This window comes from Ensifer sp. GW101-20A05 (assembly GCF_059424735.1).
Window position 1 is genome coordinate 71,497 of sequence record NZ_JBWKZT010000013.1, and the last position, 26,366, is coordinate 97,862.

General features: G+C 61.1%; 27 protein-coding genes and 1 pseudogene. 16 read left to right on the plus strand and 12 right to left on the minus strand.

Features of this window, described 5'->3' with window-relative positions; genetic code table 11:
* Positions 1-37: 37 nt before the first annotated feature.
* From AC070A_RS26175 to AC070A_RS26200, 6 genes are all read right to left on the minus strand, one after another.
* Complete coding sequence (locus tag AC070A_RS26175; protein ID WP_057248726.1) at positions 38-478, minus strand: CBS domain-containing protein; 441 nt, start codon at positions 476-478, stop codon at positions 38-40.
* Positions 479-519: 41 nt separating this feature from the next.
* On the minus strand, positions 520-1,086 hold the full coding sequence (locus tag AC070A_RS26180; protein WP_218373687.1) for an NADH-quinone oxidoreductase subunit I: 567 nt from the start codon (positions 1,084-1,086) through the stop codon (positions 520-522).
* 132 nt (positions 1,087-1,218) lie between these two features.
* Positions 1,219-2,205, minus strand: coding sequence for an NADH-quinone oxidoreductase subunit NuoH (nuoH, locus tag AC070A_RS26185; protein ID WP_218373688.1), 987 nt, complete (start codon positions 2,203-2,205; stop codon positions 1,219-1,221).
* Positions 2,206-2,420: 215 nt separating this feature from the next.
* On the minus strand, positions 2,421-3,461 hold the full coding sequence (locus AC070A_RS26190; protein WP_218373689.1) for a fatty acid desaturase: 1,041 nt from the start codon (positions 3,459-3,461) through the stop codon (positions 2,421-2,423).
* 513 nt (positions 3,462-3,974) lie between these two features.
* Positions 3,975-4,118: a hypothetical protein gene (locus AC070A_RS26195; RefSeq protein ID WP_218373690.1), complete on the minus strand. Its 144-nt coding sequence runs from the start codon at positions 4,116-4,118 to the stop codon at positions 3,975-3,977.
* A gap of 471 nt (positions 4,119-4,589) precedes the next feature.
* Positions 4,590-5,027, minus strand: coding sequence for a VOC family protein (locus AC070A_RS26200; protein ID WP_492384021.1), 438 nt, complete (start codon positions 5,025-5,027; stop codon positions 4,590-4,592).
* 251 nt (positions 5,028-5,278) lie between these two features.
* On the opposite strand from AC070A_RS26200, the gene AC070A_RS26205 reads away from it, so the two are divergent.
* From AC070A_RS26205 to AC070A_RS26240, 8 genes are all read left to right on the plus strand, one after another.
* Complete coding sequence (locus AC070A_RS26205) at positions 5,279-6,274, plus strand: MsnO8 family LLM class oxidoreductase (RefSeq protein WP_492384020.1); 996 nt, start codon at positions 5,279-5,281, stop codon at positions 6,272-6,274.
* A gap of 21 nt (positions 6,275-6,295) precedes the next feature.
* Complete coding sequence (locus tag AC070A_RS26210; RefSeq protein WP_492384019.1) at positions 6,296-7,645, plus strand: LLM class flavin-dependent oxidoreductase; 1,350 nt, start codon at positions 6,296-6,298, stop codon at positions 7,643-7,645.
* A 22-nt stretch (positions 7,646-7,667) separates the two neighbouring features.
* A complete protein-coding gene (locus AC070A_RS26215; protein ID WP_492384018.1) occupies positions 7,668-8,855 on the plus strand; it encodes a M20 aminoacylase family protein in 1,188 nt (395 codons plus the stop codon).
* A 22-nt stretch (positions 8,856-8,877) separates the two neighbouring features.
* On the plus strand, positions 8,878-9,429 hold the full coding sequence (locus AC070A_RS26220; RefSeq protein WP_492384017.1) for a GNAT family N-acetyltransferase: 552 nt from the start codon (positions 8,878-8,880) through the stop codon (positions 9,427-9,429).
* A gap of 62 nt (positions 9,430-9,491) precedes the next feature.
* Positions 9,492-11,267, plus strand: a complete 1,776-nt coding sequence (locus tag AC070A_RS26225; protein ID WP_492384016.1) for an amino acid ABC transporter permease/ATP-binding protein — start codon at positions 9,492-9,494, stop codon at positions 11,265-11,267.
* A 73-nt stretch (positions 11,268-11,340) separates the two neighbouring features.
* A complete protein-coding gene (locus tag AC070A_RS26230; protein ID WP_494773599.1) occupies positions 11,341-12,285 on the plus strand; it encodes an ABC transporter substrate-binding protein in 945 nt (314 codons plus the stop codon).
* Between the two features lie 68 nt (positions 12,286-12,353).
* On the plus strand, positions 12,354-13,286 hold the full coding sequence (locus AC070A_RS26235; protein ID WP_492384014.1) for an ABC transporter substrate-binding protein: 933 nt from the start codon (positions 12,354-12,356) through the stop codon (positions 13,284-13,286).
* An 11-nt stretch (positions 13,287-13,297) separates the two neighbouring features.
* Positions 13,298-14,329 carry an LLM class flavin-dependent oxidoreductase gene (locus AC070A_RS26240; RefSeq protein WP_492384013.1) on the plus strand — a complete coding sequence of 344 codons (1,032 nt, stop codon included), beginning with the start codon at positions 13,298-13,300 and terminating at the stop codon, positions 14,327-14,329.
* Between the two features lie 133 nt (positions 14,330-14,462).
* On the opposite strand, the gene AC070A_RS26245 is transcribed toward AC070A_RS26240, so the two are convergent.
* Positions 14,463-15,428 (minus strand): magnesium and cobalt transport protein CorA, encoded by a 966-nt coding sequence (locus tag AC070A_RS26245; RefSeq protein ID WP_113478428.1) that lies wholly within the window; start codon positions 15,426-15,428, stop codon positions 14,463-14,465.
* Between the two features lie 50 nt (positions 15,429-15,478).
* Entirely contained in the window at positions 15,479-17,377 is a 1,899-nt protein-coding gene (locus AC070A_RS26250; RefSeq protein WP_093233834.1) for a potassium transporter Kup, read from the minus strand.
* A gap of 855 nt (positions 17,378-18,232) precedes the next feature.
* On the opposite strand from AC070A_RS26250, the gene AC070A_RS26255 reads away from it, so the two are divergent.
* Complete coding sequence (locus AC070A_RS26255; protein ID WP_492384012.1) at positions 18,233-18,988, plus strand: SDR family NAD(P)-dependent oxidoreductase; 756 nt, start codon at positions 18,233-18,235, stop codon at positions 18,986-18,988.
* 111 nt (positions 18,989-19,099) lie between these two features.
* Here the strand turns inward: AC070A_RS26255 and AC070A_RS26260 are convergent, their stop codons facing one another.
* Positions 19,100-20,029 (minus strand): LysR family transcriptional regulator, encoded by a 930-nt coding sequence (locus tag AC070A_RS26260; protein ID WP_492384011.1) that lies wholly within the window; start codon positions 20,027-20,029, stop codon positions 19,100-19,102.
* Positions 20,030-20,125: 96 nt separating this feature from the next.
* Here AC070A_RS26260 and AC070A_RS26265 point away from each other — a divergent pair, with 96 nt between their 5' ends.
* From AC070A_RS26265 to AC070A_RS26295, 7 genes and pseudogenes are all read left to right on the plus strand, one after another.
* On the plus strand, positions 20,126-20,413 hold the full coding sequence (locus AC070A_RS26265; RefSeq protein ID WP_492384010.1) for a hypothetical protein: 288 nt from the start codon (positions 20,126-20,128) through the stop codon (positions 20,411-20,413).
* Between the two features lie 127 nt (positions 20,414-20,540).
* Positions 20,541-20,834, plus strand: a complete 294-nt coding sequence (locus tag AC070A_RS26270; protein WP_093233838.1) for a DUF1330 domain-containing protein — start codon at positions 20,541-20,543, stop codon at positions 20,832-20,834.
* 75 nt (positions 20,835-20,909) lie between these two features.
* On the plus strand, positions 20,910-21,641 hold the full coding sequence (locus AC070A_RS26275) for an SDR family oxidoreductase (protein ID WP_492384009.1): 732 nt from the start codon (positions 20,910-20,912) through the stop codon (positions 21,639-21,641).
* A 12-nt stretch (positions 21,642-21,653) separates the two neighbouring features.
* Complete coding sequence (locus tag AC070A_RS26280) at positions 21,654-22,019, plus strand: Atu4866 domain-containing protein (RefSeq protein WP_492384008.1); 366 nt, start codon at positions 21,654-21,656, stop codon at positions 22,017-22,019.
* A gap of 97 nt (positions 22,020-22,116) precedes the next feature.
* Complete coding sequence (locus tag AC070A_RS26285) at positions 22,117-23,046, plus strand: helix-turn-helix domain-containing protein (protein ID WP_492384007.1); 930 nt, start codon at positions 22,117-22,119, stop codon at positions 23,044-23,046.
* Positions 23,047-23,196: 150 nt separating this feature from the next.
* Positions 23,197-23,946 carry an SDR family oxidoreductase gene (locus AC070A_RS26290; RefSeq protein ID WP_492384006.1) on the plus strand — a complete coding sequence of 250 codons (750 nt, stop codon included), beginning with the start codon at positions 23,197-23,199 and terminating at the stop codon, positions 23,944-23,946.
* Positions 23,947-24,005: 59 nt separating this feature from the next.
* A pseudogene (locus AC070A_RS26295) lies at positions 24,006-24,552 on the plus strand (flavin reductase family protein).
* 13 nt (positions 24,553-24,565) lie between these two features.
* On the opposite strand, the gene AC070A_RS26300 reads toward AC070A_RS26295, so the two are convergent.
* The 3 genes from AC070A_RS26300 to AC070A_RS26310 all read right to left on the minus strand — a co-directional run bounded on the left by AC070A_RS26300 (position 24,566) and on the right by AC070A_RS26310 (position 26,355).
* Positions 24,566-24,820, minus strand: a complete 255-nt coding sequence (locus AC070A_RS26300) for a hypothetical protein (RefSeq protein WP_492384005.1) — start codon at positions 24,818-24,820, stop codon at positions 24,566-24,568.
* A gap of 21 nt (positions 24,821-24,841) precedes the next feature.
* Positions 24,842-25,795: an alcohol dehydrogenase catalytic domain-containing protein gene (locus AC070A_RS26305; protein ID WP_492384004.1), complete on the minus strand. Its 954-nt coding sequence runs from the start codon at positions 25,793-25,795 to the stop codon at positions 24,842-24,844.
* 83 nt (positions 25,796-25,878) lie between these two features.
* Positions 25,879-26,355: an ester cyclase gene (locus AC070A_RS26310; RefSeq protein WP_492384003.1), complete on the minus strand. Its 477-nt coding sequence runs from the start codon at positions 26,353-26,355 to the stop codon at positions 25,879-25,881.
* Positions 26,356-26,366: the final 11 nt, after the last annotated feature.

A 26,366-nucleotide genomic window follows, 5' to 3' on the forward strand; every position in this document is an offset into this window, starting at 1 on the left:
TCCCTGCATTCTCGCCATTCGGCCGGCGCGAACCTAATCAGTGGTAACCGGCCCCGGCAATGTATTCGTGCAGGTGCCGCTCCGTGCGCTGCGCTTCGTCCAGCCGATGCTTGACCACATCGCCGATGCTGACGACGCCCACAATGGCCTCCTCCTCGATGACCAGCACGTGACGTGTCCGTCTCTGGGTCATGATCGACATCACCAGGGGCAGCCCGTCGACAGCCGAGCAAATCGCCACGTTGCGGTTCATAATATCGGCGACCGGCATCAGCGCCGCCTCGGGCCCGTATTCCGCAAGTGCGTTGCAGCAGTCCCGTTCCGACAGCGTGCCCAGATACCTTCCGGGCGCGTGGCTGACGACCACGAAGCCGATATTGTTGTCACGAAAGAGCCGCAGGATCTCCACCATCGTCTGGTCGGGAGCGACCGCGATCACTCCAGCGCCCTTGTCTTTCACGATTTCACCGACAAGCATCTGAGCCTCCTATCTGCGCGCGCCGGTTTGATCGTTGCTCCTCACGTTCGCCGGATGTTGCGCCACCAGTTATAGCCATGCGGCTCGCTCGTCTCGACCAGCACGTCCTGTTCCGTGTTCAGGCGTGCGGTGACGACGCCACCGCCGGTCATTGCCTTTCCAGGTTTGCCAAGCAGATCGTCACGTCCGATCACCAGGTCACGTGACGAGAAACTCGAGAACTCATACTGCTGGCCAAGTGCGATGGCGTCCGCAGGGCAGGCGTCCTCGCACAGGCCGCAGAACAGGCACCGGGCCGTGTCGATCTCGAATTTTGCTGGATGGCGGTTGCCCTTCTCGTCCTCATAAGGAACGACTTCGATGCAATCGCAGGGGCAGATGCGAGCGCAGAGTTCGCACGCGACGCATTTGATTTCGCCCTCTTCGTCCCGTTTCAGGAAGTGATGTCCGCGATAGCGCGAGTAGGGGAGCCATTTCTCCTTGTCCGGATACTGCATGGTCACCGGCTTGGAGAACATATAGCCAAAGGTCAGCGTAAAGGCGCTTGCCAGATCCGCAAAAAGCGCCCAGCCGATCCATGTTGCAGCTCTGTCGACTACGCGTGACATCGTCGCGCCATTCTACAGCGGCGTGCGTTTATTCCGACGCAGGAGGGTCGCTGTAGTCCCTTCGATCGCTGCACGTACCTTCCTCGGATCGACACCGATCCAGGAACGCACGCGGAGGAGCCGCCATGGCCCCTAAGTGAAAGCAATACCAGTGATAATTATGTTCGCCATCGACAAAGGAAGCAAGACCTTCCATCCGATCGCCATCAGTTGGTCATAGCGATAGCGAGGCAAAGTGAAGCGGAACCACATAAAAACATAAATGAAGAATGCCACCTTGAGCGCAAACCAGAGAAGCGGAGGCAACGGAATCAGAATACCGTTCCAGCCGCCGAAAAACAGGATGACGGAGAGGACCGATACCAAGAGCACGATGACGTATTCGCTGACCATGAAGAGCGCGAAACGGATACCGCTGTATTCGGTGTGGAACCCGGCGCCGAGATCCCCTTCCGCCTCGGCCAGGTCGAAGGGAATGCGCTGCGCTTCGGCCAAGCCCGCGACGAAGAAGACGAAGAACCCGATCGGCTGATAGACGATGTTCCAGAGATCGCTCTGGGCGCGCACGATGTCCACGAGGCTCATCGACTGTGCCAGCATGACGACGCCGACGACCGCGAACCCCATGGGGATTTCGTAGCTGATCATCTGCGCGCAGGTCCTGAGACTGCCTAGAACCGCGTATTTGCTGTTGGCGGCCCAGCCGCCGAAGATGACGCCATAGACCTCTAGGCCAATCACTGCGAAGACGAAAAGCAGTGCCACGTTCAGGTTGGAAACGTAGAGCGTGATCTCGGCATTGAGCACTGAAACTGTCTCCCCAAAGGGGATCGCGACGAATACGACAAAGGGCGGAGCGAGCGCCAGGATCGGCGCCAGCTTAAACAGAAAGCGGTCAGCCTCTGCAGGGATGTGGTCTTCTTTCGTCAGAAGCTTGATACCGTCCGCCACGGGCTGCAACAACCCGTGCCACCCCACGCGCATGGGACCCATCCGTTGCTGCATATGGCCGGCAATCTTGCGTTCCAGCCAGGTCAGCGGCAAAGGCAAAAGAAGCAGCATTGCGATCAGCAACGCGATCTTGATGGCGATCAGGCCAAGAGCGAAGAGAAGTTCCATGTTCCGCGGCCAACTAGTCAACGGGCTGAAACACGACTGCACTTGGCCGAGCTTACCCGTTGAGCGCTTCGGTACTTCCGATTTCTCGATTCTCTCACGAAACGGCGGCTGTGGACAAGCTACTGCTTCCAGCTCTGTGCTTGACGGCGAATGCCGAGATCATCGCAGGATCCTTGGCCTATGACCAACACCCAGACGAAGCCGGAACCCACCTGTTAAGGGTGAATGGCCTTATTGGCGGCATCGCGGAATGAGACGAGTCTCTTGCGTCCGTCATCCCACAAGACCAGCCTAACGCAGCGCAAGCTTTCCCAAAAAGTGATGCGGCCGATATCCGCGAGTTGGGGGTGGTCGCGCAGAACTTCCGGCAATCTGTAGTAAGGGATCCTGCTCGACAGGTGATGCACGTGATGAATGCCGATATTGCCGGTCAGCCATCTCAGCACCAGCGGCAGGTCATAGTGGGATGCGCCATGGAGGGCTGCCTGGGGAAACTGCCAATCCTCGCCGGCCGACCAGTGCGTCTCCTCAAATTGGTGCTGCACGTAGAAGAGCCAGATGCCGGCGGCGCCGGCCAAGAGCACGATCGGCAGGTGGATCACAAGGAAAGGCAGGAGCCCAACCATCCAAGCCACCAAGGCGGCGCACACCAGGATCGCAGCGTTCGTCGCCATGGTGGAGACCCAGGGCAGGGCACCTCCCTTCATCATCCCGAAAGGCATACGCTGCTTAAGGAGAAAGAGCCAGGCAGGGCCGATGCCGAACATCACAAGCGGGTGCCGGTACAGGCGATAGCCCAGGCGTTTCACGGGTGAAAGTGCACGGTATTCCGAGATCGTGAGCGTGGTGATGTCGCCGGTACCCCGCTCGTCCAGATTGCCAGCCGAGGCGTGATGAGCGGCGTGCGCCCGGCGCCAGTAGTCGTAAGGCGTCAACGTAAGCACACCGATGACACGACCTGTCCAATCGTCGGGGCCGCGACGGGCGAAGAACGAACCGTGGCCGCAATCGTGCTGGATCATGAAAAGGCGCAGGAGGAAGGCTGCGGCGGGAATGATTGCGATCAGCCCGTACCAGAACCCATACGCGAGGGCAAAATAGGCGATGGCCCAGAAGCCGGCGAACGGCACGACTGTGACAAGAAGCTCCAAGGCGCTGCGCCCAATGCGGGGCTGACGGTATTTCGCGAGGATCTTCAACCACGCTCGGGCATCATTTTCTACAAGTGATGCCGGTGAGTAGACATGTGTGTTCATCAAAACTGGTCCGTATTTCCTCGCCTCGCAAATAACCTGCCAGGCCTATGGCTTGCGCCGGAGTTTCAAGCGCAATGGTGGAGAGTGTCAGGCCCGACGCGCCATGCGCGCCGCATAACGGCAATCGCGCTCGGCCTCGTCGGTCAAAATGTCGTCATGGGTGCGCTTCTGGTGGCAAGGTGAATGTCGCGGGAGGATGCCATAGCTTGGCAGCATTGAACCTTCGGGCGCTGCGTGCCGGAACGTATCCTACGAAGTGGATGCGCAATGCAATAGCGTTGACCGCGATTATCTCCTGCAGGGCGGCGTTCGATAAGCTTGCAAATCGGGGGTCGCCTCGCACCCCGAACGAGCCGTGCCGGATCAGGTAGCCGAACGGATGAAAACGGAAGCTCCATAGATGAGCCACCGCCTTAATCAAAGCTGCCCACCGCTCGCCGTCGATAAGCCGATAACCTTGGCGTCATCAGCTTTGGCAGAGGCGGCATGCAAGTCGCCTCTGCTCCACTAGAGCTATTTCTGCTTCTTGCCTACGCTGGGCGCGCTCGTGGCGAACTTGACCTGATTGCCCTGCGTGGCGGCGGCGGCCGGTGCCGCGGACTTGTCCTTTTTCGGCTTTCGAACTTCGCGATTGCTTCTTACCTGGCCTTTGGCCATCTGATCCTCCTGGATTTTCGGTTGATTATGGGTTGCAGAATTTCAATGCTGCGACATGACCGTGCCTTTGTGTCCACTCAGCAAGGACGGAACGTTCCGCCACGGAGGCAGGAAAGCCTGGGGCCTCGTGCTGCCGAACTGAACCGCTTGATACGGAGTGCGGCCGTAGTTTCACCTTTACAAATTTGCTGAAGCCGCCCGCGTTCGCGGTATCCAAACCCGCTGACGTTGACGAGATTACGCGCGGTACTGTGAAGGTGAAGCTCGGAAGACACGCGGTCCTCCTTTCGTTGGGGCCAGGACACTAACGCCCCGAAGCAGCAGCGCCCTGAAAATGGCTACTGAAGATGAGAGCATGTGCTATTTGAAGGTCGTACGCAATGGCCCTTGTTCTCTCTTTGAACAGGCGGGTCGGCCCCAGACCCGCCCGCCGACATTGCTCACTTTTTACCATTTATCTTCGTATTGCGCTCAGCTGAGTTCTTGGGCGAGTCCGATGAGAAGCCCTTCAGGTCCACGGATGTAGCAGAGCCGATACGCGTCCTTGTACTGGACTACTTCGCCTACGAGCTGCGCGCCGCGCTTGAGGAGCCTTTCAAGCATCTCGTCGATGTCGTCCACGGCGAACATGACGCGGAGGTAGCCCAGGGGGTTGACCGGGGCGTTCCGGTGATCTGCGACCACAGGTGGCGTGAGGAAGCGGGAGAGCTCGAGCCGGCTGTGGCCGTCCGGTGTGCGCATCATGGCAATCTCGACACGCTGATCACCCAGTCCGGTGACACGTCCAGCCCATTCTCCTTCGATCGTTGCCTGGCCTTCGAGCTCGAGGCCGAGTTCGCGAAAGAAATCAATCGCCGCTGCCAGGTCTTCGACGACGATTCCTACGTTGTCCATCCGCTTGAGCGCCATGCTTCCAATCTCCAGGGTGGCGTTCCAATCTATAAGGTGTCGCCTCGTCGAACAACGGACGCTTGAGACGCCCCGAACATCGGCAGCCATCCGGGCCCGATCCACGATTGGAGAAAGGCACCTCTCAGGACGTTAGCGAAAGCGGGAACTTTTCTTGTTTTGGGCAGCGAAAGAGAACGTCATTCCTATAATCTATAAAAAATATGTATTTAATGATGTTATGCTATCAACTATGCCGGAACTCAGAACCCATGTCCTATCTGCTCAGCCTTCTCGACAAGAGTCCCGTCGATCCCGGAGGCACGCCGACACACGCCCTGCATGCGACGGCCAACCTCGCCGTGAAGGCGGAGGAATGGGGCTACCATCGCTTCTGGGTCGCGGAGCACCATAACATAGCCGGCCTCGCGAGCTCCGCGCCGGAAACCTTGATCGCGTACCTCCTGGCGAAGACGTCGAAGATCCGCATCGGTTCCGGTGGCGTCATGCTGCAGCACTATAGTGCTTACAAGGTCGCCGAGACCTTCAACCTGCTTGCCAGTCTCGCGCCATCCCGGGTCGATCTCGGTGTGGGCAAGGCTCCTGGTGGTTTTCCGTTCTCCACCAAAGCGTTGCAGGTCGGAGTTGACCCGGCATTGCGACCGAGTTTCCCGGAGCAATTGAGCGATCTCAATCGCTATCTGCTTTCGCAGGCTGGACCGGGCGCCGAGTTGCTGGCGACACCACTGCCGCCTGTTCCGCCGGAACGTTTCCTTCTGGGAGCGAGCGTCGACAGCGCGTTGCTGGCTGCCGAAAAGGGCTGGAAGCTTGTCTTTGCCGGCCATCTCAACGGCGATCCGGACAATCTGCAAAGAACCTTCGACGCCTATGATCGCGCAACGAAGGGCGAGCGGCCGCTCCTCGCTCTCGCAGCTTTCGCGGCCGAAAGTGAACAGCGGGCGCGCGAACGCGTTGCCGATCTGAAGATCTTCAAGGTGCTGCTTGCAAACGGCCAGAGCGTCAATGTCGGCAGTAAGGAGCAGGCAGTCGAATACGCCCGCCAGGCCGGCATCACCGATTACCGCATCGAGGAAAAGACGCCTAGCGTGCTCACCGGCACGCCGCGGCAGGTGCGCCGGGAGCTCGACGACTTGCATCGTCGCTACGGCGTCCAGGAATTCATCATCGATACGCCTTCGGTTGCTGTTTCCGAACGCTTCGCCTCGATCGAACTCATTGCACGAGAACGACTGTCTCTCGCCGCCTGATCATTCCGGGAAGGAACTGTCATGACCAAGAAGAATGTGACTTTCGGTATCATGCTGCAGGGCCCGGGCGGGCACATGAACGCCTGGAAACACCCGAGCGGGCCAGCCGATGCCAGCGTCAATTTCGGCTTTTTCGTCGAAACGGCGCGCAAGGCCGAAGCCGCCGGCATCGCCTTCGCCTTCGTCGCTGACGGCCTCTACATCAACGAGCAGTCGATCCCGCATTTTCTCAATCGCTTTGAACCGCTGACGATCCTGTCTGCCCTTGCAGCTTCGACGTCGAGGATCGGTCTCGTCGGCACGGTTTCGACCTCCTACAGCGATCCGTTCACCATTGCCCGCCAGTTCGCTTCACTCGACCTGATCAGTGGTGGCCGCGCCGGCTGGAATGCGGTGACCTCACCGCTTGAAGGTTCGGGCCGCAACTACGGGCGCGAGCATCCGGAGCACGAGCTGCGCTACGAGATCGCCGACGAGTACCTCGATGCCATCAAGGGGCTCTGGGACAGTTGGGACGACAACGCCTTCGTACGCGACCGGGCAGCCGGCGTCTATGTGGACAAGACGAAGCTGCGCCGGCTCAACCACAAGGGGCGGTTCTTCCGGATCGAGGGGCCGCTCAATATCGAACGCTCCAGACAGGGACAGCCGGTCGTGTTCCAGGCGGGAGCCTCGGATTCCGGTATCCGCCTTGCCGGCAAACATGCCGACGCGGTGTTCACCAATGGCGGCCCGATCGAGGATGCGAAAGCGTTCTACAAGCAGGTCAAGCAAAGTGCGGTGGCTCAAGGGCGCAGCACCTCCGAGATCGGCATCTTCCCGGGTATCGGCCCAATCGTGGGGGCGACTGCCGAGGAAGCCGAGGCGAAGTACCGTGCCATTCGCGATCTGGTGACGATCGAGGAGGCGCTTCTCTATCTCGGCCGCTTCTTCGACCACCACGACTTCAGCGCCTATCCCCTGGACGCGCCGTTCCCAGACATCGGCGACATCGGCAAGAACAGTTTCCGGGCAACGACCGACCGCATCAAGAAGACGGCGCGGGAGACCGGGGCGACCCTGCGCGAGATCGCGCTCGATGTCGCAACGCCAAGGACCGCCTTCATCGGCACGGCCGAGCATATCGCCGACGAGATCATCCGCTGGATCGAAGAGGATGCCGCCGACGGCTTCATTCTCGGTTTCCCGGTGATCGCCGAAGGGCTCGCCGATTTCGCCGAACATGTGCTGCCGCTGCTTGAGCGCCGCGGCTACTTCAAGCGCGAGCTCGAAGGCGAAACGCTGCGCGACCACCTCGGGCTCTCCTACCGCGAGAGCCGCTACGCCGCGCCGGCCCCGGATATCGAACGGGGAAGGGCAGTCGGAGCCTGATATTATCGCTGGAGGCGCGCACATGAACCTCATTCTCACCGACACCCAGAGGTCCGCCGCGGTCGAGCGAGGCCTTGCCGCCTTTCTCGATGAGATCGTCGCCATTCGCCATGACCTGCACCAGCATCCGGAGCTTGCCTTTCAGGAGAAGCGCACCAGCGGCCTCGTCGCCGATCTGCTTACCTCCTGGGGTTATGAGGTCAGCCGCGGCATCGCCGGCACCGGCATCGTCGCCACGCTTCGGCGCGGACAAGGCGAAAAGGCGATCGGTCTTCGCGCCGACATGGATGCGCTGCCGATCGAGGAGGCGACCGGGCTTGCCTATGCCAGCCGCCACAAGGGCGTCATGCACGCCTGCGGTCATGACGGGCACACGGCGATCCTGCTCGCCGCCGCGCGCTTTCTGGCGGCCGAGGGCCGTTTCGATGGCACGCTGCGGCTGATCTTCCAGCCGGCTGAGGAAATCGGCGCCGGCGCCCGCAAGATGCTGTCGGAAGGGCTGTTCGAGCGGTTCCCGGTCGATGCGGTCTTCGGCCTACACAATTGGCCGGGCGTGCCCGCCGGCCGCTTCAGCTTCGTTGCCGGCGCTGCCATGGCCTCCGTCGATCAGGCGAATATCACGGTCGTCGGCAAGGGCGGTCATGGGGCCGAGCCGCATCTGACGATTGATCCGGTACTGGCGACGGCATCGCTGATCACGGCCCTGCAGAGCCTCGTTTCGCGCAATGTCGACCCGCAGGACATGGCTGTCGTCACAGTCGGCTCCATTCATGGCGGCCAGGCATCAAACGTCATTCCCGAGAACGTCTCGCTGAGGCTGACCTTGCGTGCCTTCAATGGCGAGGTTCGCCGTCTGCTCGGCGAACGTGTCCAAGCGTTGGCACGGGCGCAGGCCGAAAGCTTTGGCGCCACCGCAAATGTCGACTACAGGCTGGGCTTCCCGGCGCTCGTCAACCACCGGCGCGAAACGGATTTCGCCCACAACGTCGCGCTGCAGGCCCTTGGCCCGGACGCGGTCATTGCCGACTTCAAGCCGCGCACCGCCAGCGAGGACTTCGCGTTCTTCCTGGAAGAGAAGGCGGGCAACTACGCCTTCGTCGGCAACGGCAACAGCGCCTCCCTTCACAGCGCTCAATACGATTTCAACGACGCGATCATTGCGCCAGCCGCCCGCTACTGGATCCGGCTGGTGGAAACCTTTCTCGCATGACGACCATGGGATGGCGAAAGACATGAGCGACACGTTTCTCTACACCACGCCCCTCGACCCGCGCGCCAAGCCGCTGATCGACGAGCTGATCGTGGAATACGACAGCCGCTACGGCAACTACTTCAGCGAAGACGGGGCGGCGGCCGAAATGAACCGCTATCCACCGGAGGCCTTTGCCCCGCCGCACGGCAATTTCGTGCTTCTGATCCGCAACGGCGAAACCATCGGCGGGGGCGCCTTCAAGCACTATGACGACCACACCGCTGAGTTCAAGCGCATCTGGACCCGCTCCGATCTGCGGCGCCAAGGCCTGGCGCGCAAGGTGCTCTTCGAGCTCGAGGCGCAGGCGGCGCGGCAAGGCTATTCGCGCATCTATCTGACCACCGGCTTCCGTCAACCGGAAGCGGTCGGCCTCTATCTCGCCAACGGCTATACCGCGCTCTTCGACGTCGAGGCCGATCCGGAGGTCTACAAGACTCTGCCTTTCGAGAAGGACGTCACCCACCTCGTCACGACGCTTGCGTTTCTCGGCGAAGTGCCGCCTTCCCATCCCCAGACCGCAAGCCACGCCTGACCCCGAGCGATCGCGCCGGTCGCAAGTCCGGCCGCCAACCGACTTTCAAGAGAGGATCCAACATGGCAGTTCTGAGCGATCTCGCCGGCGCGCCCGATGTCAGCCGGACCAGCGAGCCCAATCCGGGCTATGCGCACTACCGCATCGTACCGGCTCGCCATCCGGGCCGCGCGCTCGGCACGCTGTTTGCGGCGCTCGTGATTGCCGGCATGCTCTATTCGGTGCTGACCAACCCGCGTTGGGGCTGGCCGGTGTTTGCCGAATGGTTCTTCGCCGAGCCGGTGCTCGCGGGTCTCGGCCGGACCCTGCTGTTGACGGCGCTCGCCACCGTCTCGGGCTCGTTGCTCGGAACCGCGTTGGCGCTTGCCCGCGTGTCGAAGTCGCCGCTGCTTGCCAGTCTTTCCTTCGGCTATATCTGGCTGCTGCGCTCCATCCCGCTGATCGTTCTGCTGCTGGTGCTCAACAATCTCGGTTACCTCTACGAGACGATCGCGATCGGCGTGCCGTTCACCGATACCGTCTGGCTGAACTATCCGACGACACAGCTGCTGACGCCCTTTGCCGCCGCCTTCCTTGGCCTCACGCTCAATCAGTCGGCCTTCTTCGCCGAGATCGTGCGTGGCGGCATTCTCGCCGTCGACCAGGGACAACACGAGGCCGCCGCGGCTCTTGGCCTTCCGCGCCGCCGCCAGGCCTTTCGCATCGTGCTGCCGCAGGCCATGCGCTCGATCCTGCCGACCGGCTTCAACGAGATCATCGGCCTCGCCAAGGGCACCTCGATGGTCTACGTGCTGGCGCTACCGGAGCTCTTTTATACAGTGCAGGTCATCTATCGCCGTAATCTTGAGGTCATTCCGCTCCTGATGGTCGCGACCGTTTGGTACCTGGTGATCATGACCGGCCTTTCGATCGCCCAGCACTACATCGAGCGCTATTATTCGAGAGGTGCGGTGCGCAATCCGGTGCCACTCCCGTTTGAGGCACTCGCCGCGCGCTTCCGCCGGCCTCTACCCGAGGTCGTGGTCCAGCCAGTCGCAGCGGCAAAGGTCGGCTTTCGCGATGCGCAGGTCCTGCGCTCCGGCGGCGCGGTGCGTGTGCACGGCATATCGAAGAGCTTCGGGCCGCTGAAGGTGCTCGACCGGGTCGAGCTGAACCTGCCGGCCGGCAGCGTGACAGCGATCCTCGGACCGTCCGGTTCGGGCAAGTCCACGCTCCTGCGCGCCATCAATCATCTCGAGCGCGTCGACGATGGTTTCATAGCGATCGACGACGAACTCGTCGGCTACAGCCAGAAGGGCGACACGCTCTACGAACTGAAGGAAAAGGACATCCTGAAACGGCGTGCCGACATCGGCATGGTGTTCCAGAACTTCAATCTTTTCCCGCACCTGACCGTGCTTGAAAACCTGATTGAGGCGCCCATTCACGTGCGTGGTCTCAGCCGGGATGACGCGGTGCGCCTCGCTCGGGATCTGCTGGACCGCGTCGGCTTGAGCGACAAGATCAACGCCTATCCGCGTCAGCTCTCCGGCGGACAGCAGCAGCGCGTCGCGATTGCCCGTGCGCTTGCGCTACGCCCGAAGGTGCTGCTCTTCGATGAGCCGACGTCGGCTCTCGATCCGGAGCTCGTCGGCGAAGTGCTCGACGTCATCAAGGAATTGGCCCGCACCGGCACGACACTTGTCATCGTCACCCACGAAGTCGGCTTTGCCCGCGAGGTCGCCGACACCGTGATCTTCATGGAGGCGGGGCGCGTGCTCGAGGCCGGACCGCCGGCGCAGATCTTCGCCGAAGCAAGCCATCCGCGCACCCGCGAATTCCTCGCGCGCGTTCTCTGAAAAAAACTGTCCGCCTTTCACGATGGGGAAGCTTTGCCATCATCAACAATCAATGATTGAAAAGGAGAGCACTATGACAATATTCGACACTGCAAAGTTGCTTCTCGCCGGTGCCGTCACAGCCGTGACCCTCGGCTTGGGTCCCGTCCAGGCCGAGGAGAAATTCGATCTCAGCCCCGACACCTCCAACCGCATCCGCGCGGAAAAGAACGAAGCGGCGATCAAGGCGATCGCTGCTGACTTCAAGTTCGTCAATCCGGGCAAGTTTACCGTTGCCGTCAATCCCTGGGATCCGCCGATTGCCACTTACGCATCGGACTCCAAGACGGTTGTCGGCGCCGATCCGGATATCGCCTCGCTGCTCGCCGACAGCTTCGGTCTTGAGCTCGAACTCGTGCCCGTCGCCTGGGCCGATTGGCCGCTCGGCGTCAGCTCCGGCAAGTACGACGCCGTGATCAGCAACGTCACGGTGACCGAGGAGCGCAAGGAGAAGTTCGATTTCTCCACCTATCGCAAGGACGTGCTCGGCTTCTTCGTCAAGTCCGACAGCAAGATCAATGAAATCAAGGAACCGAAGGACGTCGCCGGGCTGAAAGTGATCACCGGCGCCGGCACCAACCAGGAGAAGATCATTCTGGAATGGGACCGGCAGAACGTCGCAGCCGGACTGAAGCCGATCGAGGTGCAATACTACGACGATCGCGCCGCCAGCGATCTCGCCTTGCAGTCGGGCCGCGCCGACGTCGAGTTCAACCCGAATGCCACCAGAGCCTATGCCGCGTCGATCAAGAACGACACCAAGGTGGTCGGAATCGCCAGCGGCGGCTGGCCGCTGACGGCCGAGATCGCCGTCACCACGCACAAGGGCGGCGGTCTCGCCGACGCGATCACTGTCGCGCTCAACGATCTGATCAAGAGCGGCAAATATGGCGAGGTGCTGAAGCGCTGGAGCCTGGGTGCCGAGGCGGTCGACAAGGCCCAGACCAACCCGCCCGGCCTGCCTAAGAGTGGTTCCTGATCTGGCCTCGCTGGATCGACGGCGCCGCCGCCGGTTCAGCTCCTGCATTTCACCCGGAGACTAGCAGCATGAACGGCACGACCCGATTTCGCACTCTTCTTGCCGCCGCGGCGGCCCTTCTTCATGTCGGCTCGGCGCAGGCCGACACTGCCTTTGATCTCAGCCCCGAACAGCCCGGACGCGTCCATGCCGTTCGCAACGAAACTGCAGTTGCGGCCATCCCCACGGATTTCAAATTCGTCACGTCAGGCAAGTTCACGGTCGCCGTCAGCCCCGGCGGCCCGCCGCTTGCCACCTACGCTACCGACGCGCGCACGGTCATTGGGGCCGATCCGGAATATGCCGGCGCGATTGCCAACAGCTTAGGTCTCGAGCTTGAGCTCGTCCCGGTCGCCTGGATCGACTGGCCGCTGGGGCTGACGTCCGGCAAGTACGATGCCGTGATCTCCAATGTCGGGGTCACCGAGCAGCGCAAGGAGAAGTTCGACTTCTCGACCTATCGGCAGGGGCTGCACGGCTTCTTCGTCAAATCCGATAGCGGCATCACTTCGATCAAGGAACCGAAGGATGCGGCGGGTCTCAGGATCATCGTCGGCGCCGGCACCAACCAGGAGCGCATTCTCGTGAAATGGAGCGACGAGAACGTCGCAGCGGGGCTGAAGCCGCTGGAGCTGCAATATTACGACGACGAGGCGACGAGCCTCGTGGCGCTCGCTTCCGGGCGTGCCGACGTCATCGTCCAGCCGCATGCGCAGCTCGTGTTCATTGCCGCGCGAGACAACAACATCAAGCGTGTCGGTACGCTGAGCGCCGGCTGGCCGGAGCGTTCGGACGTGGCGATCACAACGCGCAAGGGCAGTGGGCTCGCCAACGCTCTGACGATCGCCACCAACGGTCTGATTGCGGATGGCACCTATGGCAAGGTTCTGGAACGCTGGCACCTCCGGGAGGAGGCTTTGCCGAAGTCCGAGACCAACCCACCCGGTCTTCCGAAATTCTAAGGAGCCTTGGCGTGACGCGGAACAAGATATCGATCAGCCATATTGGCTTCCTGAGCCCGGGCAACTACCCGGCGGAGGACCCGTTGGATGGGCTAGAGAAGACCTTGGCGCTGCTGCAGTATGGCGAGGCGCTCGGTTTTGCCAGCGCCTGGGTGCGCCAGCGACACCTCGAACCCGGGATATCGTCGGCCGCCGCCTTTCTCGCGGCGGCGACGCAAAGGACAAACCGCATCGAGCTTGGCACTGCCGTCATCCCGATTGGCTACGAAAGCCCGTACCGGCTGGCAGAGGATCTCTCGACCGTCGATGTGCTCTCACGCGGTCGTCTAAACATCGGCCTCAGCGCCGGACGTCCGCTGCATGCCGATCTGATCGGCCGCCTTGTCTTCGACGATGGCTGGGAAGGTTTCGACTTCACGCACGCTCGTGTGCTGCGCTTCGTCCAAAATCTGCGCAGTCGCCCGATCGGCGACGAAAACACCTTCATCAAGACGCCGTTTGGCCCGCAGCGGCCCCGGCTCCAGCCCCACGCCAAGGGACTGACGGAGCGGATCTGGTACGGCGGCGGCTCGTTGAAGTCTGCCGGATGGGCAGGGCGCAATGATCTCAATCTCCTGATCGGCAATGTCACGACCGGGGAAGGGACCGACGATTTCTTCCTCGCGCAGCAGCGCCAGCTCGAGACCTATCGCGCGGCGGGCGGTACGGAAAGGAGGGTCGCGCTTGGCCGGGTCATTGTTCCGCTGGATGGTGCGGACGCGAAAACGCGCAAGCGCTATCTTGACTACGCGGACGGACGCACCGAGCGAACGCTGGCGCCGCAGGGCGATCGGCGCACGCTTTATGCCCGCGACCTCGTCGGAACTTCGGATGAAATCCTTGCACGGTTGTTTGCAGACCCGATCCTGCCGCATGTCAGCGAACTCAGGCTCGAACTCCCCTACGAATTCGAGGACGAGGACTACCGCCAGATCGTCCATGACTTTGTTGCTCTCATTGCTCCGGAGCTCGGGTGGTCGCCGGCCGACCAGAAAGCGGCCTAGAAACGAGGGACCTCCGAGATGAGGCCTCGCAAAACAGCGCGTTCGATCCCGACCGGCGCCCCGACATACCGGAGACATTGATCGACGTTATCAGCAGCATCTTGGCGTTGGCACTCGATCGCCAGCAGACTTCCTAAAGCCAGCCAGACCTTTTGAAACGCCAATACAGGATGGCGCAAAGCGTGACGATAACGCCGAGGACGGCAAAGTAGCCGTAGCGCGTCGCAAGCTCGGGCATGTTTTCGAAGTTCATCCCGTAGATGCCGGCGATGGCTGTCGGCACGGCGAGGATTGCCGCCCAGGCCGCAAGCTGCCGAGTAATGGTGCCCTGGCGCTGCTGCTCCAGGAGATTGGAGGCCTCGAACACGGACGTCATCACCTCGCGAAGGCCGCCGACCAACCCCTCAACGCGCCTCACATGGTCATACACATCCTTGAAGAAGGGTTTCGCATTGTCGTCGATGCAAGGGAGTTCGAGGTGGCTGAGCTTTCCTGCCACTTCCCCCATGGGTCCGAGGACTCGCTGAAAGCGGATCACTTGGCGACGCATGCGGAAGATGCGCCGGATTTGCTCCGGCTGCAGCAGCGACACGAGAACATGCTTCTCAAGCTCCAGAACCTTGTCCTCGAGCGTCTCGACCACCGGCAGGTAGCCGTCGACAACGAAGTCAATGATGCCGTGGAGGACGTAGTCGGGACCGTGTTCGAGAAGCCGTGGGGACTGCTCGAGTTGCAGGCGCAGTTCCTTGTGGGAGCGGGCTGAACCATGGCGAACCGAAATCAGGTGGTGCTTCCCCACAAAGATGCAGGTTTCGCCGTAGGCAATCTTGTCACCCTCAAGATGGGCCGTCTTGGCGACAACGAACAACTGGTCTCCGTAGATGTCCACCTTCGGCACTTGATTGCCGTTGAGGGCGTCCTCAACCGCCAAAGGATGAAGGCCGAACATCGCCTGAAGGCTCGCCATCTCGTCTGTGGAGGGATCCGTCAGGCCGATCCAGGCAAACTCGCCGTCTGACGCCTCGAATGGCTGGGCAGCAAGGGGCACTTCTTCGGCGCGCTTGCCTGAACGATACAGATAGGAGGCGACGACTGTCATTTAAGCTTTCCGAAATTGCGTTGGTCGCGCGTTCAGCGTCTGAGCGGAGACTAAATCGTGACCTGCTCACCGATCTCGACGACCCGATTGGCGGGCAGCTTGAAGTATGACGATGGATCAATGCCGAGCCCCGCGAGCGCGATGTAGAGCTTGTCCTGCCAGCCCGGCAGACCGGAGTTTGGATCACTGATAAGGGTTCTGCGCCCCAGATAGAACGACGTCTGCATGATCTCGAACTTGAACCCTGCTTTCTTGCAGAGCGACAGCGCTTTCGAGACGTTCGGCTCGTCCATGAAACCAAAGCAAAGTTCTAGCCTTGCAAACCTGTCCGAAAGTTCGGTCAGTGATACGCGGTCTTCCTCTGCCACATACGGGTGCTCGGTCGTCCGGATGGTCAGGATGACGTTTTGTTCGTGGAGGACGTGATTGTGCTTGATGTTGTGGAGGAGGACGGCGGGAGTCTTGTCGCCCACGCTGGTCAGAAAGACGGCCGTCCCGCGAACGGTCTGGGGCGCATGGGTGGATTTTTCGATCGAGCGGATAAACGTTTCGAGAGGGATGTCGTTGCGCGCGGTCTTTTCGCGAAGCATTTGGGATCCGCGCGTCCAGGTCCACATCACGACCATGATCGTCAATGCCAACGCTACAGGCACCCAGCCGCCATCATGGATCTTGAGCAAATTGGCGAGCAAAAAGACGGTCTCGATAACAAGCAAAGGTGCAAGTATCAGTCCCGCGAGAAGGGTGGAGTAGCCCCAGACGGAACGGAGGAACTGGAAAGCCATCACTGTTGTCACGACCATGGCGCCGGTCACCGAGATCCCGTAGGCGGTGGCAAGGGACTCCGAGTCGCCGAACGAGAAGATGAGCACGATGACGCCAACAAACAGGAGCACGTTTACGGCAGGCACATAAATCTGGCCGGTGTTGGTCTCGGAGGTGAACTTGATCAGCAGCCGAGGGAGGAAGCCCAAATGAACCGCCTGCCGTGCGAGCGAGAACGCCCCCGTGATGACCGCCTGGCTGGCAATGATTGTGGCCATGGTGGCGAGGATGACCATCGGCAGCAGAGCCCAGTCCGGATAGAGAAGGTAAAAAGGATTGTGCATTGCCTCGGGGTGACTGAGCACGAGCGCACCCTGTCCGAGGTAGTTCACCGCCAATGCGGGGAACACAAGCGCAAACCATGCGGTGCTGATCGGCTTGCGCCCGAAGTGACCGAGATCCGCGTATAGGGCTTCTGCTCCCGTGACCGTCAGGAAGACGGCGCCGAGCACGATCAGGCCTGCCCAGCCCGCGTGGGTGATGAACCAAAAGGCATTGATAGGGTTCAACGCCTCAAGGATCGTCCAGTCGTCGCCAATGTGGATAAGACCGCCCCAGGCCATCGCGAGGAACCAGACCACCGTAATCGGCCCAAAGAACTTTGCGACCGCTTGCGTGCCCTTTGACTGGACCGCAAAGAGCGCGACCATCACGGCCGCGGACAGTGGCAGCACGTATTCAGAAAGGGCGGGCGTGACGAGCTTCATGCCTTCAAGCGCCGACATGACCGAAAGGGCAGGGGTGATCATGGCATCGCCGATGAACAGTGCCGCCCCAACCAACCCTGCAAAAAACAACACCGGCATGAAGCTGCCTGTCTTTTTCATCAGAAGCGCGAGAAGCGATAGGGTTCCGCCTTCCCCGTCATTGTCGGCGCGCAGCAGGAAGAGCACGTACTTGAACGTGACGATGATCGTCAGCGTCCAGACCATAAGGGAAATAAGGCCGATGACTTCTTCACCCTGTACACCGTCGCTCGAGAAAGGGCGGAGTGCTTCGCGAAATGCGTAAAGCGGACTCGTCCCGATGTCGCCATAAACGACGCCAACGCATCCAAGCAGGAGAACAAGGAAGTTTCGCGTCTCCGTTTGAGGCTCGAAAGCTTCGCTATGCGAGGTGGGCATGAGGTCTCCTGGATCGAACCGCTAAAAACGGTCCCAGTATATGGTGCATTGCGAAAGGTGAGGCAAATACGGATTTGCGAGTTTCCCGCCTGGTACTCCTCAGATCCGTCTCGTGCGCGGGAATTTGCGCCTTGGGAGGACGAATTCCTCACTGACGAGCGCCTCGCTACTCGCCGTATGGAACGGGGGAGGGTTCCCGGCATCGATTCTGTGCGGCTTTGATCTGCGAAGTTCTCGTTTTGTGCTTTGAGCATCGCATAATGTATCTTCGTAATCGAACAGGCGTGCGATCCCGGTGCCTGCCAAGGGATACGGGGTTCTGACTTCGCCCTGAAGCGCCTCGACGCCCCACGGAACCTGCGAGTTGGCCATGAGGGGGATTGGCTGCGCGGTCGAGGCAAAACGCTGAAACTGCCAGTTCCATGCACAATCCTGCCAACGACGGTGTTCGCCACGAGATTATGGTCGGGGCGTGCTATCGTGGCACGTGGACAGCACTTTTTTTCACGAGAACGCCCGGCATGCTGACGGCGGAGATGCCCGTCGGATGCTTCCAAGCGTTGTGCTCGTGAGCAACTGCGTGCCGACGCTGCCGGCCGGTAATTTACCGAACCGATGTTCGCCGTTGTGGCGCAGGGCGCAAAGCATGTCTGCCTCGCAGATCGGGTCGCTGCCTATCGTCCTGGTTGAACAATTCAGGTTGGGACGGAGTTCTGGTGGGCAGCACACGGTTGCAGCTTGCTGAGCAGGCGGAAGTTAGCAAATCACCGACGATACCAGCAAGCCTCGGAGAGAGCGGACGGGGGGTGTTGTCTAGTCTGAACATGTCAACTGATCAGGACTAGGAGAAAGAGCATGACTGTAAATCAGGTAAACGAAGTCGAAGGCAAGGTAGCAATCGTTACGGGCGCCGCCAGCGGAATCGGCAAGGCCACCGTCGAACTGCTCCAGTCCCGCGGTGCGAAAGTCATCGCCGAGGATATTGACCCCCAGGTCGAGGCCCTCAGAAAAGACGGCATCGTGCCATTCGTCGCCGACATTTCCAAGGACGGCAGAGCTGAGAAAGCGGTTGCACTCGCCATCGAGAACTTCGGAAAGCTTGATCTGTTGGTGAACAATGCCGCTCGCATCGTCTACAAGCCCGTCGTCGAAATGACCCGAGAGGATTGGGATTACGTGATGGAAACGAACGTGACCGGTTCGTTCCTTCATTCGCGCGAAGCCGCAAAGGTGATGATCAGGCAGAAGAGCGGAGCGATCGTCAACATCGCGTCCTACGCGTCCTATTTCGCTTTCCCGACCATTGCCGCCTACACCTCGTCAAAGGGGGCGTTGGCGCAATTGACCCGGACCATGGCACTGGAGCTTGCCGAACACGGCATTCGCGTCAACGCGATCGGTTCCGGTGACGTCGTCACCAACCTATTGAACAGCTTCATGGAAGACGGTCCCGGCTTTTTGACCGAGCACGGCAAGGGCGCGCCGATCGGCCGCGCTGCTCAGCCTTCGGAGATCGCGGAAATCGTCGCGTTCCTTGCCTCCGACCGCGCGAGCTTCATTGTCGGTTCCGTTGTCATGGCTGACGGTGGCTACAGCGTTCAGATCAAGTAAGGAAAGTTGCCGTTGCCCGAAAGTTCGGGCAGCGGCCCTACGGCTTCGCCGGCTTGCGGCCAGCCATTTGGCATCACGGGTACTTGTCGATCTTGCTGGAAACCGGATGGCTCACGCCAAGGGCGTAGCACCTGTTTTGGTCCTGAGGCGTTCGCGTCTGAAACGTTGGACGTGGTCAACCAGGGCGCGCAACTTGGGCGCCATATTGTGCCGGCTGCGGAAATAGAGAAAAAATCCCGGGAAGGGCGGCAGATAGTCTTCCAGGATTGAAACCAACTCGCCTCGTTCGAGATAGGGGCGAAAGGTCTCCTCCAGCGCGAATGTAATGCCGCCGCCGGCCAGCGCCGCCCGTATCATAAGGCGCAGGTCATTCGTGGTGATCTGGGGTTCGACTGAAACGTCGAAGGCTTCCCCTTCCTGGGCGAATTCCCACCGGTAGGGTGCCGTGTCCCGTGACGGACGCCATCCGATGCAGCGGTGATGGATCAGGTCCCTCGGATGTGTCGGAAACCCGTGGGCTTCGAAATAGGCGGGGCTCGCCACGACGACTTCCTTTTGTTCGCCCGACAGCGGAACGGCCACCATGTCCTGCTCGATGACATCCCCCAGCCGCACCCCTGCATCGAAGCCCCCGGCGACGATATCGAACGTATCGTCCGTCACCGTCACGTCGACGATGATATTGGGGTAGGCCTCGGCAAAGGAGGCGACAAGCGGCCCGGAGAGAAAATCTTCGGCAATCGAGGTCACCGCGATGCGAAGCACACCGTGGGGGTTGGCGTTGCCGCCGACATCTTCGAGCGCAGACAGTACGTCGGCCATTGGACGCGAAAGCGTGTCGCGCAGGCGCTCACCCGCTTCGGTGAGTCGGACGCTGCGCGTGGTGCGGGTGACTAGCGCTATCCCGCAGCCGTCTTCCAGCCGCCGGATGCCCTGGCTGACGGCCGAGCGCGTGACGCCGAGGCGGGCGGCGGCGGCCACGAAATTCGCCTCCTCGGCCACCGCGAGGAAAAGCGGCAGCAGGTTCAGATCCAGCATCATTGTCGCACCATGCTAACCAATCTGATTAGTTACAACGGAATACCGACGACAATCAACCGCATCTATTCTTCCTTCATCCCACGGCGCAGGCGCCGAATGGGGATCGAAACGGCACCCGCGATGAAAGGAAGTACGATGACCTCTTTGAAGTTCATGTTTGCCACCGGGGCAATCGTCGGCGCACTTGCCGGCCAGGTTACCGCTCAGGATGCCGCTTGCCCGCAAGATGGCCACAAAGCGTCCCTTGGGGCTTCCCGAAAAGAAATCGTCGAAACGCTTTTCAACGTCATTCGCCATGCCGGTTATCCGCTGGAGGAAAAAGCTCTGCTGATCACGCAGGAGCGCATGTCGCTGTTCGATGCCAGACAGGCGCCTGCGGCATAGCCAGAGAAGCGCCTTGCGCAAGATCCCGACGGCTCGCGCAAGCCGGCAAGAGAGTTCTGCCCGTGATGGGCCTAGGTCCAGTCGACCCATCCGGATTGGATGAGGCCGCAGCAGACAGGAGCCACCCATGTCAGCCTACCTCGTTGTCGATCTCGACATTCAAGATCATGATGCGATTGCCGATTACCGTTCCAAGGCACTGCCGCTCGTCGCCGAAGCCGGCGGCCGGCTCATTGCCCTTGATGATGCCCCGCTCCAGCTCGAAGGCTGGGAGGCCAGCAACATGCTGATCATCGAATTCCCCGACATGCAGGCGATCCGCGATCTTTTCGCGTCGCCGGCCTATACGCCTCTCGCAAGACAAAGACAGTCTGCGGCGGGCTCGCGGATCATCGCCCTGCGCGGCTTCGAGCCGGCGTGACGATCGTTGGTGCGAAGCCGCAACATGACCATCACACCTCAAGATCACCATCACACCTCAAGAAAGGACATTCCTATGAGCAACATCACAGACAAGATCGTTCTCGTCACCGGCGCCAGCAGCGGCATCGGCGAGGCGACGGCGCGCGCCCTTGCCAAGGCCGGCGCCGTGGTCGTGCTTGGGGCACGACGCATCGACCGCCTCGAAACCCTGGCCGCCGAGATCACTGCCACAGGCGGCAAGGCACTCTACCGGAGCCTCGACGTCACGTCCCGCGCGGATGTCCAGGCCTTCGCCGATACCGCGCTCGATGCCTTTGGGCGCATCGACGTGATCGTCAACAATGCCGGCGTCATGCCGCTTTCGCCAATGGCTTCGCTGAAAGTGGATGAATGGGACCGGATGGTCGACGTCAACATCAAGGGCGTGCTTTACGGCATCGCCTCCGTGCTGCCCGCCATGAACCGGCAGGGCGCCGGGCAGGTGATCAACGTCTCGTCCGTCGGAGGCCTTTCGGTATCGCCGACCGCCGCCGTCTACTGCGCCACCAAATATGCCGTGCGGCCTATTTCCGATGGGTTGCGGCAGGAAAACGACCGGATCCGCGTGACCTGCGTGTATCCGGGCGTCGTGGAATCGGAACTGGCCGATAGCATCACCGATCCGACTGCCGCCGAAGCGATGGTCGCCTATCGCCAGATAGCCCTGAAGCCGGAGGCCATCGCTGACGCGATCGTGCATGTGATCGGCCAACCCGCGGATGTCGATACCAGCGAAATCGTCATCCGACCCACTGCAAGCATGTGATCGGAGGACGGGATGCCGAACCGATCCGGACGTGCAACGGCGGACCTTGCCGCGATGCTGTTTTGCATGGCCTCCGCCCAGGAAGGATATTCCCAGATGACAATGATCCGGAACACAACTCTACCAGACCAGGCGCATCCCTATGTCGGTATGTGGATCACCGCGGATGGCCGCATTCGTCACAACCTGTTGCCGAACGGCCGCTATGACGAGGCGCGTGGCCGACGGGAAAGCGCCTATCAGGGACGATACGAAGTCCGCGGCAATCACATCGACTACTGGGACGATACCGGATTTACCGCCGATGGCGATTTCATCGACGGAGTGCTGCACCATGCCGGCATGATCCTCCATCGCGACGGAAAGAAACCGGACTAAGCGGCGAAGTCTTCGTTCTTCCCTTTTCCCTGGCGCCGGATATCCTTGATTCCGGCGCCACATTTGCTTGAGCGATCCATGGGTAGGGGAGACGATCGTGGCTTTGGACGAACCATCCGCGTATCTGCCCATCCCCGAGCGAACCTCCCCGGTCGGTCTCGAAAGTTACATCAGCGGAAACACGCTGGAAAGCGGCGACGGACCGGCGTGGAGAGATGTCTTCGTGCAGGTGCTCTCGCGACACCGCGCTCAACATCCCTTCCTGGTGCCCGCCGTCGCCGAGCCTCTTATCGTCTGGATCATGTCTGGCAGTGCCGTTGTCGAGGAGCGGGATCTCGGCGGCGAATGGATGGCAAACCGCGTCGAGGTCGGCGATTTCTTCCTGACATGCTCGCCGGTGCCTTATGAAATGCGCTGGCAGGCCGAGGGCGACCAATCCTTTCGCGTCATGCATCTTTACGTTTCCGTGCCGCTGTTCGAGCGGGTGGTCGAGGCGATGTTCGGCAGGGACGGCGGGAACGTAACCTTGAAGGACGTCTCCGGCGGCCGCGACGCGACGCTCTCGCATATCCTTAGTCTCCTCCACGAGGAACTGGCAGCGGATGGCGGTTGCAGCCCGCTTTATGTCGAAGGGTTGGCGCAAAGCCTTGCCGTCCATCTCGTGCGCCACTATGCGGTCGCCAATACCGAGATGCGTGCGCAGAACGCCTTGCCCGGCGCAAAACTCAGGAGAGCGATCGCCTTCATGGAGAAACATCTCGAGGAGCCGTTCGATCTCGGCCGCCTGGCACAGGAGGTCGGCATCAGCGAATTCCACTTCAGCCGGTTGTTCAAGAAGGCGACGGGTCTTCCTCCCTCGCACTATTTCATCCGGCAGCGGGTGGCCAAGGCCCAGCAGTTGCTGCAGGAAACCGACACCAGCATCATCGAGATCGGCCTTTCGGTCGGCTATTCCAGTCCCAGCCACTTCGCCCAGATTTTCCGCCGTGAAACGGGGCTTACGCCGAGCGACTATCGCAGGGGCTAGGCTCATTCGGCGCAGAATTGAGCAAAATCCCGATAGCCTCGGCAAGCCACCGGGAGAGGAAAAATCCCGGATTTCATAGGGTTCTCCTTGTCGAAAGCAAACACCTCTCCGCTTTCGGAGCGGGTTTGAAAGCAACAAGGAGATATCATCATGACGAATATCAACGGCAAAGTCGCACTGGTCACCGGTGCTTCGAGCGGCATTGGCGCAGCAACGGCGCTTGCGCTTGCCGGAGCCGGCGTAAAGGTTGGCATCGCGGCACGGCGCGCCGATCGTCTGGAAGAGCTGAAGGCCGAAATCACTGAGAAGGGTGGTGAAGCCCTGGTCATCGAGATGGACGTGGTCGATCCGGCTTCCGTCGAAGCTGGCGTGAAGAAGCTGATCGATGCCTATGGTGCGATCGACATTCTCTTTAACAATGCCGGCCTGATGCCGCTTTCCGACATCGACCAGTTCAAGACGGCCGAATGGCTTCGCATGGTCGACGTCAACGTGAAGGGCCTCTTGAACACGACGGCGGCCGTGCTGCCGCAGATGATCAAGCAGAATTCCGGCCACATCTTCAACACCTCCTCGATCGCCGGCCGCAAGGTCTTCAAGGGACTGTCGGTCTATTGCGCCACGAAGCATGCCGTGACCGCCTTCTCCGACGGTCTGCGCATGGAGGTCGGCCAGAAGCACAACATCCGCGTCACCTGCATCCAGCCCGGCGCGGTCGCGACCGAACTTTATGACCAGATCACGGATCCGGGCTACCGCCAGCAGATCGATGATCTCGCAAAGCAGATGACTTTCCTGCAAAGCGCCGACGTGGCCGACACGATCGTGTTTGCGGCCCAGGCACCCGCGCACGTAAATGTGGCCGAGCTCTTCGTCCTGCCGGTTGAACAGGGCTGGTAGTCGTGAACCATCGGCCTTCCCGTCCGAGATGGGGAGGCCGTCGATCAAGGAGTCTTCCCATGAAGGAAGTACCAGCCTCCGGGGCCTTTCGTCAGCTCGAACCGGGTCCGATTGTGCTCGTGACGACCAGCTACGAAGGAACGCCCAACGTCATGACGATGGGCTTCCACATGATGATCCAGCACACACCGCCCTTGATCGGCTGTCTCATCGGTCCCTGGGATCATAGCTACCGCGCTCTGAGAGCGACCGGTGAATGCGTCATCGCCGTCCCGACCATCGATCTTGCAAGGGCGGTCGTCGATATCGGCAATTGCTCGGGCGGCACCGGTCGACAAGTTCGAGCGTTTCGGCCTGACGCCGCAGCCGGCACGCAGTGTCGCGGCGCCACTGATCGGCGAGTGCCCTGCCAACATCGAATGCAGGGTGGTCGATACCGCCGAGGCCTATAACCTCTTCATCCTGCAGGCCGAGCGGCTGTGGATCGACACGGACCGCAAGGAGCGGCGGACCCTGCATCATCGCGGCGACGGTGTTTTTGCCACCGATGGCGATGTGCTCGATCTCAGCGAGCATATGGTGAAATGGCGTCACCTTCCGAGGTGACGCCATCGCCGACTTAGCAGTCCCCGGGCTGGAAAGCCCCTCGGCAATGGTCGAGCTCCGGCCTAGTCTCGTCGAAAGCGGTTAGCGCCGAGGGCGCTCCGGCATTGGCATTGCCCGTCCATCGATCGAAGTTGACCGCAAGCACGAGCAGCAGGACGACCGCTGCGGCGAGAGCTTCGACCAGCGACGGGCGGGGGCGCCTGCGGCGGGCATCGTCGGCCGCCGCAATATCCCGGAAAGCGGGATGAAGATTGTCACAACCGGACATGACGGTTTCCTTCGAAGCCGATCAGGGGACGAGCACCATGGGGCCGTCGCCGCGGCGTTCGAGAATGTCGGCATGCGCGCGCTGCGCTTCCGACAGAGGATATTTCCGGGCGCTGACCGTGCCGAACACCCCGTTCCGCCAGGCATCGAACACTTCGTCGGCGGCGGCCTGAAGGTTGTCCTTCGTCACATGCTGGCCGGTGCTGCCACGCACCAGGCGGATGCCGCGACGGCTGAGTCCCGCCTCATCGATGGCGGCGCCACCCGATGCCGCGCCGATCACAGCAATCGTTCCGCCATCGCGGATCACGCCGAGCGTCGTGGCAAAGGTCGTTGCGCCGACCAGTTCATAGACGATATCGACGCCATTGGGGGCGACGGTGCGGATGTGCGCGTCGAGCGCGACGGTCTCATATGCAAATGCGTGGTCGACCGCCTGCTCCAGACCGGCGAGCTTACGTTGCGACCCGGTTCCGATCACCGTGATCCCGCGCGCCCGCAGCCAGCGGGCAAGCAGGTTTCCGACGCCGCCGGTCGCACCCTGAACGAGCACGCGGTCGCCTTCGCCGGGTTTCGCCATGGCGTTGATTGCCATCCAGGTGGTCAGACCCTTGGTGAGAACGGTCGCTGCCGTCTCAGCCGAAACGTCGTCGGGCAGTTTCACGAGGACGTCCTCGCTCACAACGCGCTCTGCGGCGTAGCTGCCGGGGGCGAAGAAATAGGCGACACGGTCGCCGGGGGCAAAGCGGGTGACGCCCGGACCGACCGTTTCGACTATACCGGCGCCCTCCACGCCGGCCACAGCGGGCAGACCGACCTTGAACGTGCCGTCCCGGAACATGGTGTCGACGAAGTTCACGCCGATCGCCTGCTGCCTGATCAGCACTTCGCCGGCGCCGGGTGCGCGGGCATTTTCCTGTTCGACGCGCAGGACGGATGGACCGCCCCACTGGCTGTATTTGACGACGTAGGTCATGGCTTTCTCCATGGGCAGGCGGGGCCTGCCGACCTGTTGATCGGACTTCGGGGTGAGTGAGACTGGTATTTCGGCTTACAGCGTCAGCGCTTGAACGCACCGAGTTGGGTGAGACCGGACATCCAATCCTCGGTGTGCCAGGTCTTTTGGATCCTGCCGTCCTCGACAAGGTGAATATCGACGGCCTGGATGAGCAGTTTCCGCCCGGATGCCGGGAACCCGGCAAATGAACCCTTGTGGGTACCCGAGATTGTCGATCGGACGACGTCCTTGTTTCCGTCAGAGATGATGTCCTCGACCGTGATCTGAAAGTCCGGGAAGGCGGTGTAATGCATTCTCAGGACGGCCTTCGCGGATTGCGCTCCGCGAGGGGCGTCGGGTGCATCGGGAATGTCACGCCAACCGTCGGCGAGAATGGCTTCAAGGATCTCCGGCTTGTTCTTGTCGAAGGCTTCGTACCATTTGACCGCGATTACCGTTTCCTCGTTCTGCGGTGCTGCCATTGCCCAGCCGCCGGCAAGCAGCGAAGCGACCAACGGAAGGATCTTCAGGACGCGCATGGGATCTGCCT

Excerpts from the sequence above, each read along its gene's own strand:
- AC070A_RS26225 (WP_492384016.1), top strand. The coding sequence starts at position 9,492 with ATGGCAGTTCTGAGCGATCTCGCCGGCGCGCCCGATGTCAGCCGGACC.
- AC070A_RS26180 (WP_218373687.1), bottom strand. The coding sequence starts at position 1,086 with ATGTCACGCGTAGTCGACAGAGCTGCAACATGGATCGGCTGGGCGCTT.
- AC070A_RS26280 (WP_492384008.1), top strand. The coding sequence starts at position 21,654 with ATGCCGAACCGATCCGGACGTGCAACGGCGGACCTTGCCGCGATGCTG.
- AC070A_RS26195 (WP_218373690.1), bottom strand. The coding sequence starts at position 4,118 with ATGGCCAAAGGCCAGGTAAGAAGCAATCGCGAAGTTCGAAAGCCGAAA.
- AC070A_RS26220 (WP_492384017.1), top strand. The coding sequence starts at position 8,878 with ATGAGCGACACGTTTCTCTACACCACGCCCCTCGACCCGCGCGCCAAG.
- AC070A_RS26305 (WP_492384004.1), bottom strand. The coding sequence starts at position 25,795 with ATGACCTACGTCGTCAAATACAGCCAGTGGGGCGGTCCATCCGTCCTG.
- AC070A_RS26200 (WP_492384021.1), bottom strand. The coding sequence starts at position 5,027 with ATGGCGCTCAAGCGGATGGACAACGTAGGAATCGTCGTCGAAGACCTG.
- AC070A_RS26275 (WP_492384009.1), top strand. The coding sequence starts at position 20,910 with ATGAGCAACATCACAGACAAGATCGTTCTCGTCACCGGCGCCAGCAGC.
- AC070A_RS26265 (WP_492384010.1), top strand. The coding sequence starts at position 20,126 with ATGGGGATCGAAACGGCACCCGCGATGAAAGGAAGTACGATGACCTCT.
- AC070A_RS26270 (WP_093233838.1), top strand. The coding sequence starts at position 20,541 with ATGTCAGCCTACCTCGTTGTCGATCTCGACATTCAAGATCATGATGCG.
- AC070A_RS26210 (WP_492384019.1), top strand. The coding sequence starts at position 6,296 with ATGACCAAGAAGAATGTGACTTTCGGTATCATGCTGCAGGGCCCGGGC.
- AC070A_RS26290 (WP_492384006.1), top strand. The coding sequence starts at position 23,197 with ATGACGAATATCAACGGCAAAGTCGCACTGGTCACCGGTGCTTCGAGC.
- AC070A_RS26245 (WP_113478428.1), bottom strand. The coding sequence starts at position 15,428 with ATGACAGTCGTCGCCTCCTATCTGTATCGTTCAGGCAAGCGCGCCGAA.
- AC070A_RS26250 (WP_093233834.1), bottom strand. The coding sequence starts at position 17,377 with ATGCCCACCTCGCATAGCGAAGCTTTCGAGCCTCAAACGGAGACGCGA.
- nuoH (WP_218373688.1), bottom strand. The coding sequence starts at position 2,205 with ATGGAACTTCTCTTCGCTCTTGGCCTGATCGCCATCAAGATCGCGTTG.
- AC070A_RS26175 (WP_057248726.1), bottom strand. The coding sequence starts at position 478 with ATGCTTGTCGGTGAAATCGTGAAAGACAAGGGCGCTGGAGTGATCGCG.
- AC070A_RS26205 (WP_492384020.1), top strand. The coding sequence starts at position 5,279 with ATGTCCTATCTGCTCAGCCTTCTCGACAAGAGTCCCGTCGATCCCGGA.
- AC070A_RS26300 (WP_492384005.1), bottom strand. The coding sequence starts at position 24,820 with ATGTCCGGTTGTGACAATCTTCATCCCGCTTTCCGGGATATTGCGGCG.
- AC070A_RS26310 (WP_492384003.1), bottom strand. The coding sequence starts at position 26,355 with ATGCGCGTCCTGAAGATCCTTCCGTTGGTCGCTTCGCTGCTTGCCGGC.
- AC070A_RS26230 (WP_494773599.1), top strand. The coding sequence starts at position 11,341 with ATGACAATATTCGACACTGCAAAGTTGCTTCTCGCCGGTGCCGTCACA.
- AC070A_RS26255 (WP_492384012.1), top strand. The coding sequence starts at position 18,233 with ATGACTGTAAATCAGGTAAACGAAGTCGAAGGCAAGGTAGCAATCGTT.
- AC070A_RS26260 (WP_492384011.1), bottom strand. The coding sequence starts at position 20,029 with ATGATGCTGGATCTGAACCTGCTGCCGCTTTTCCTCGCGGTGGCCGAG.
- AC070A_RS26235 (WP_492384014.1), top strand. The coding sequence starts at position 12,354 with ATGAACGGCACGACCCGATTTCGCACTCTTCTTGCCGCCGCGGCGGCC.
- AC070A_RS26190 (WP_218373689.1), bottom strand. The coding sequence starts at position 3,461 with ATGAACACACATGTCTACTCACCGGCATCACTTGTAGAAAATGATGCC.
- AC070A_RS26215 (WP_492384018.1), top strand. The coding sequence starts at position 7,668 with ATGAACCTCATTCTCACCGACACCCAGAGGTCCGCCGCGGTCGAGCGA.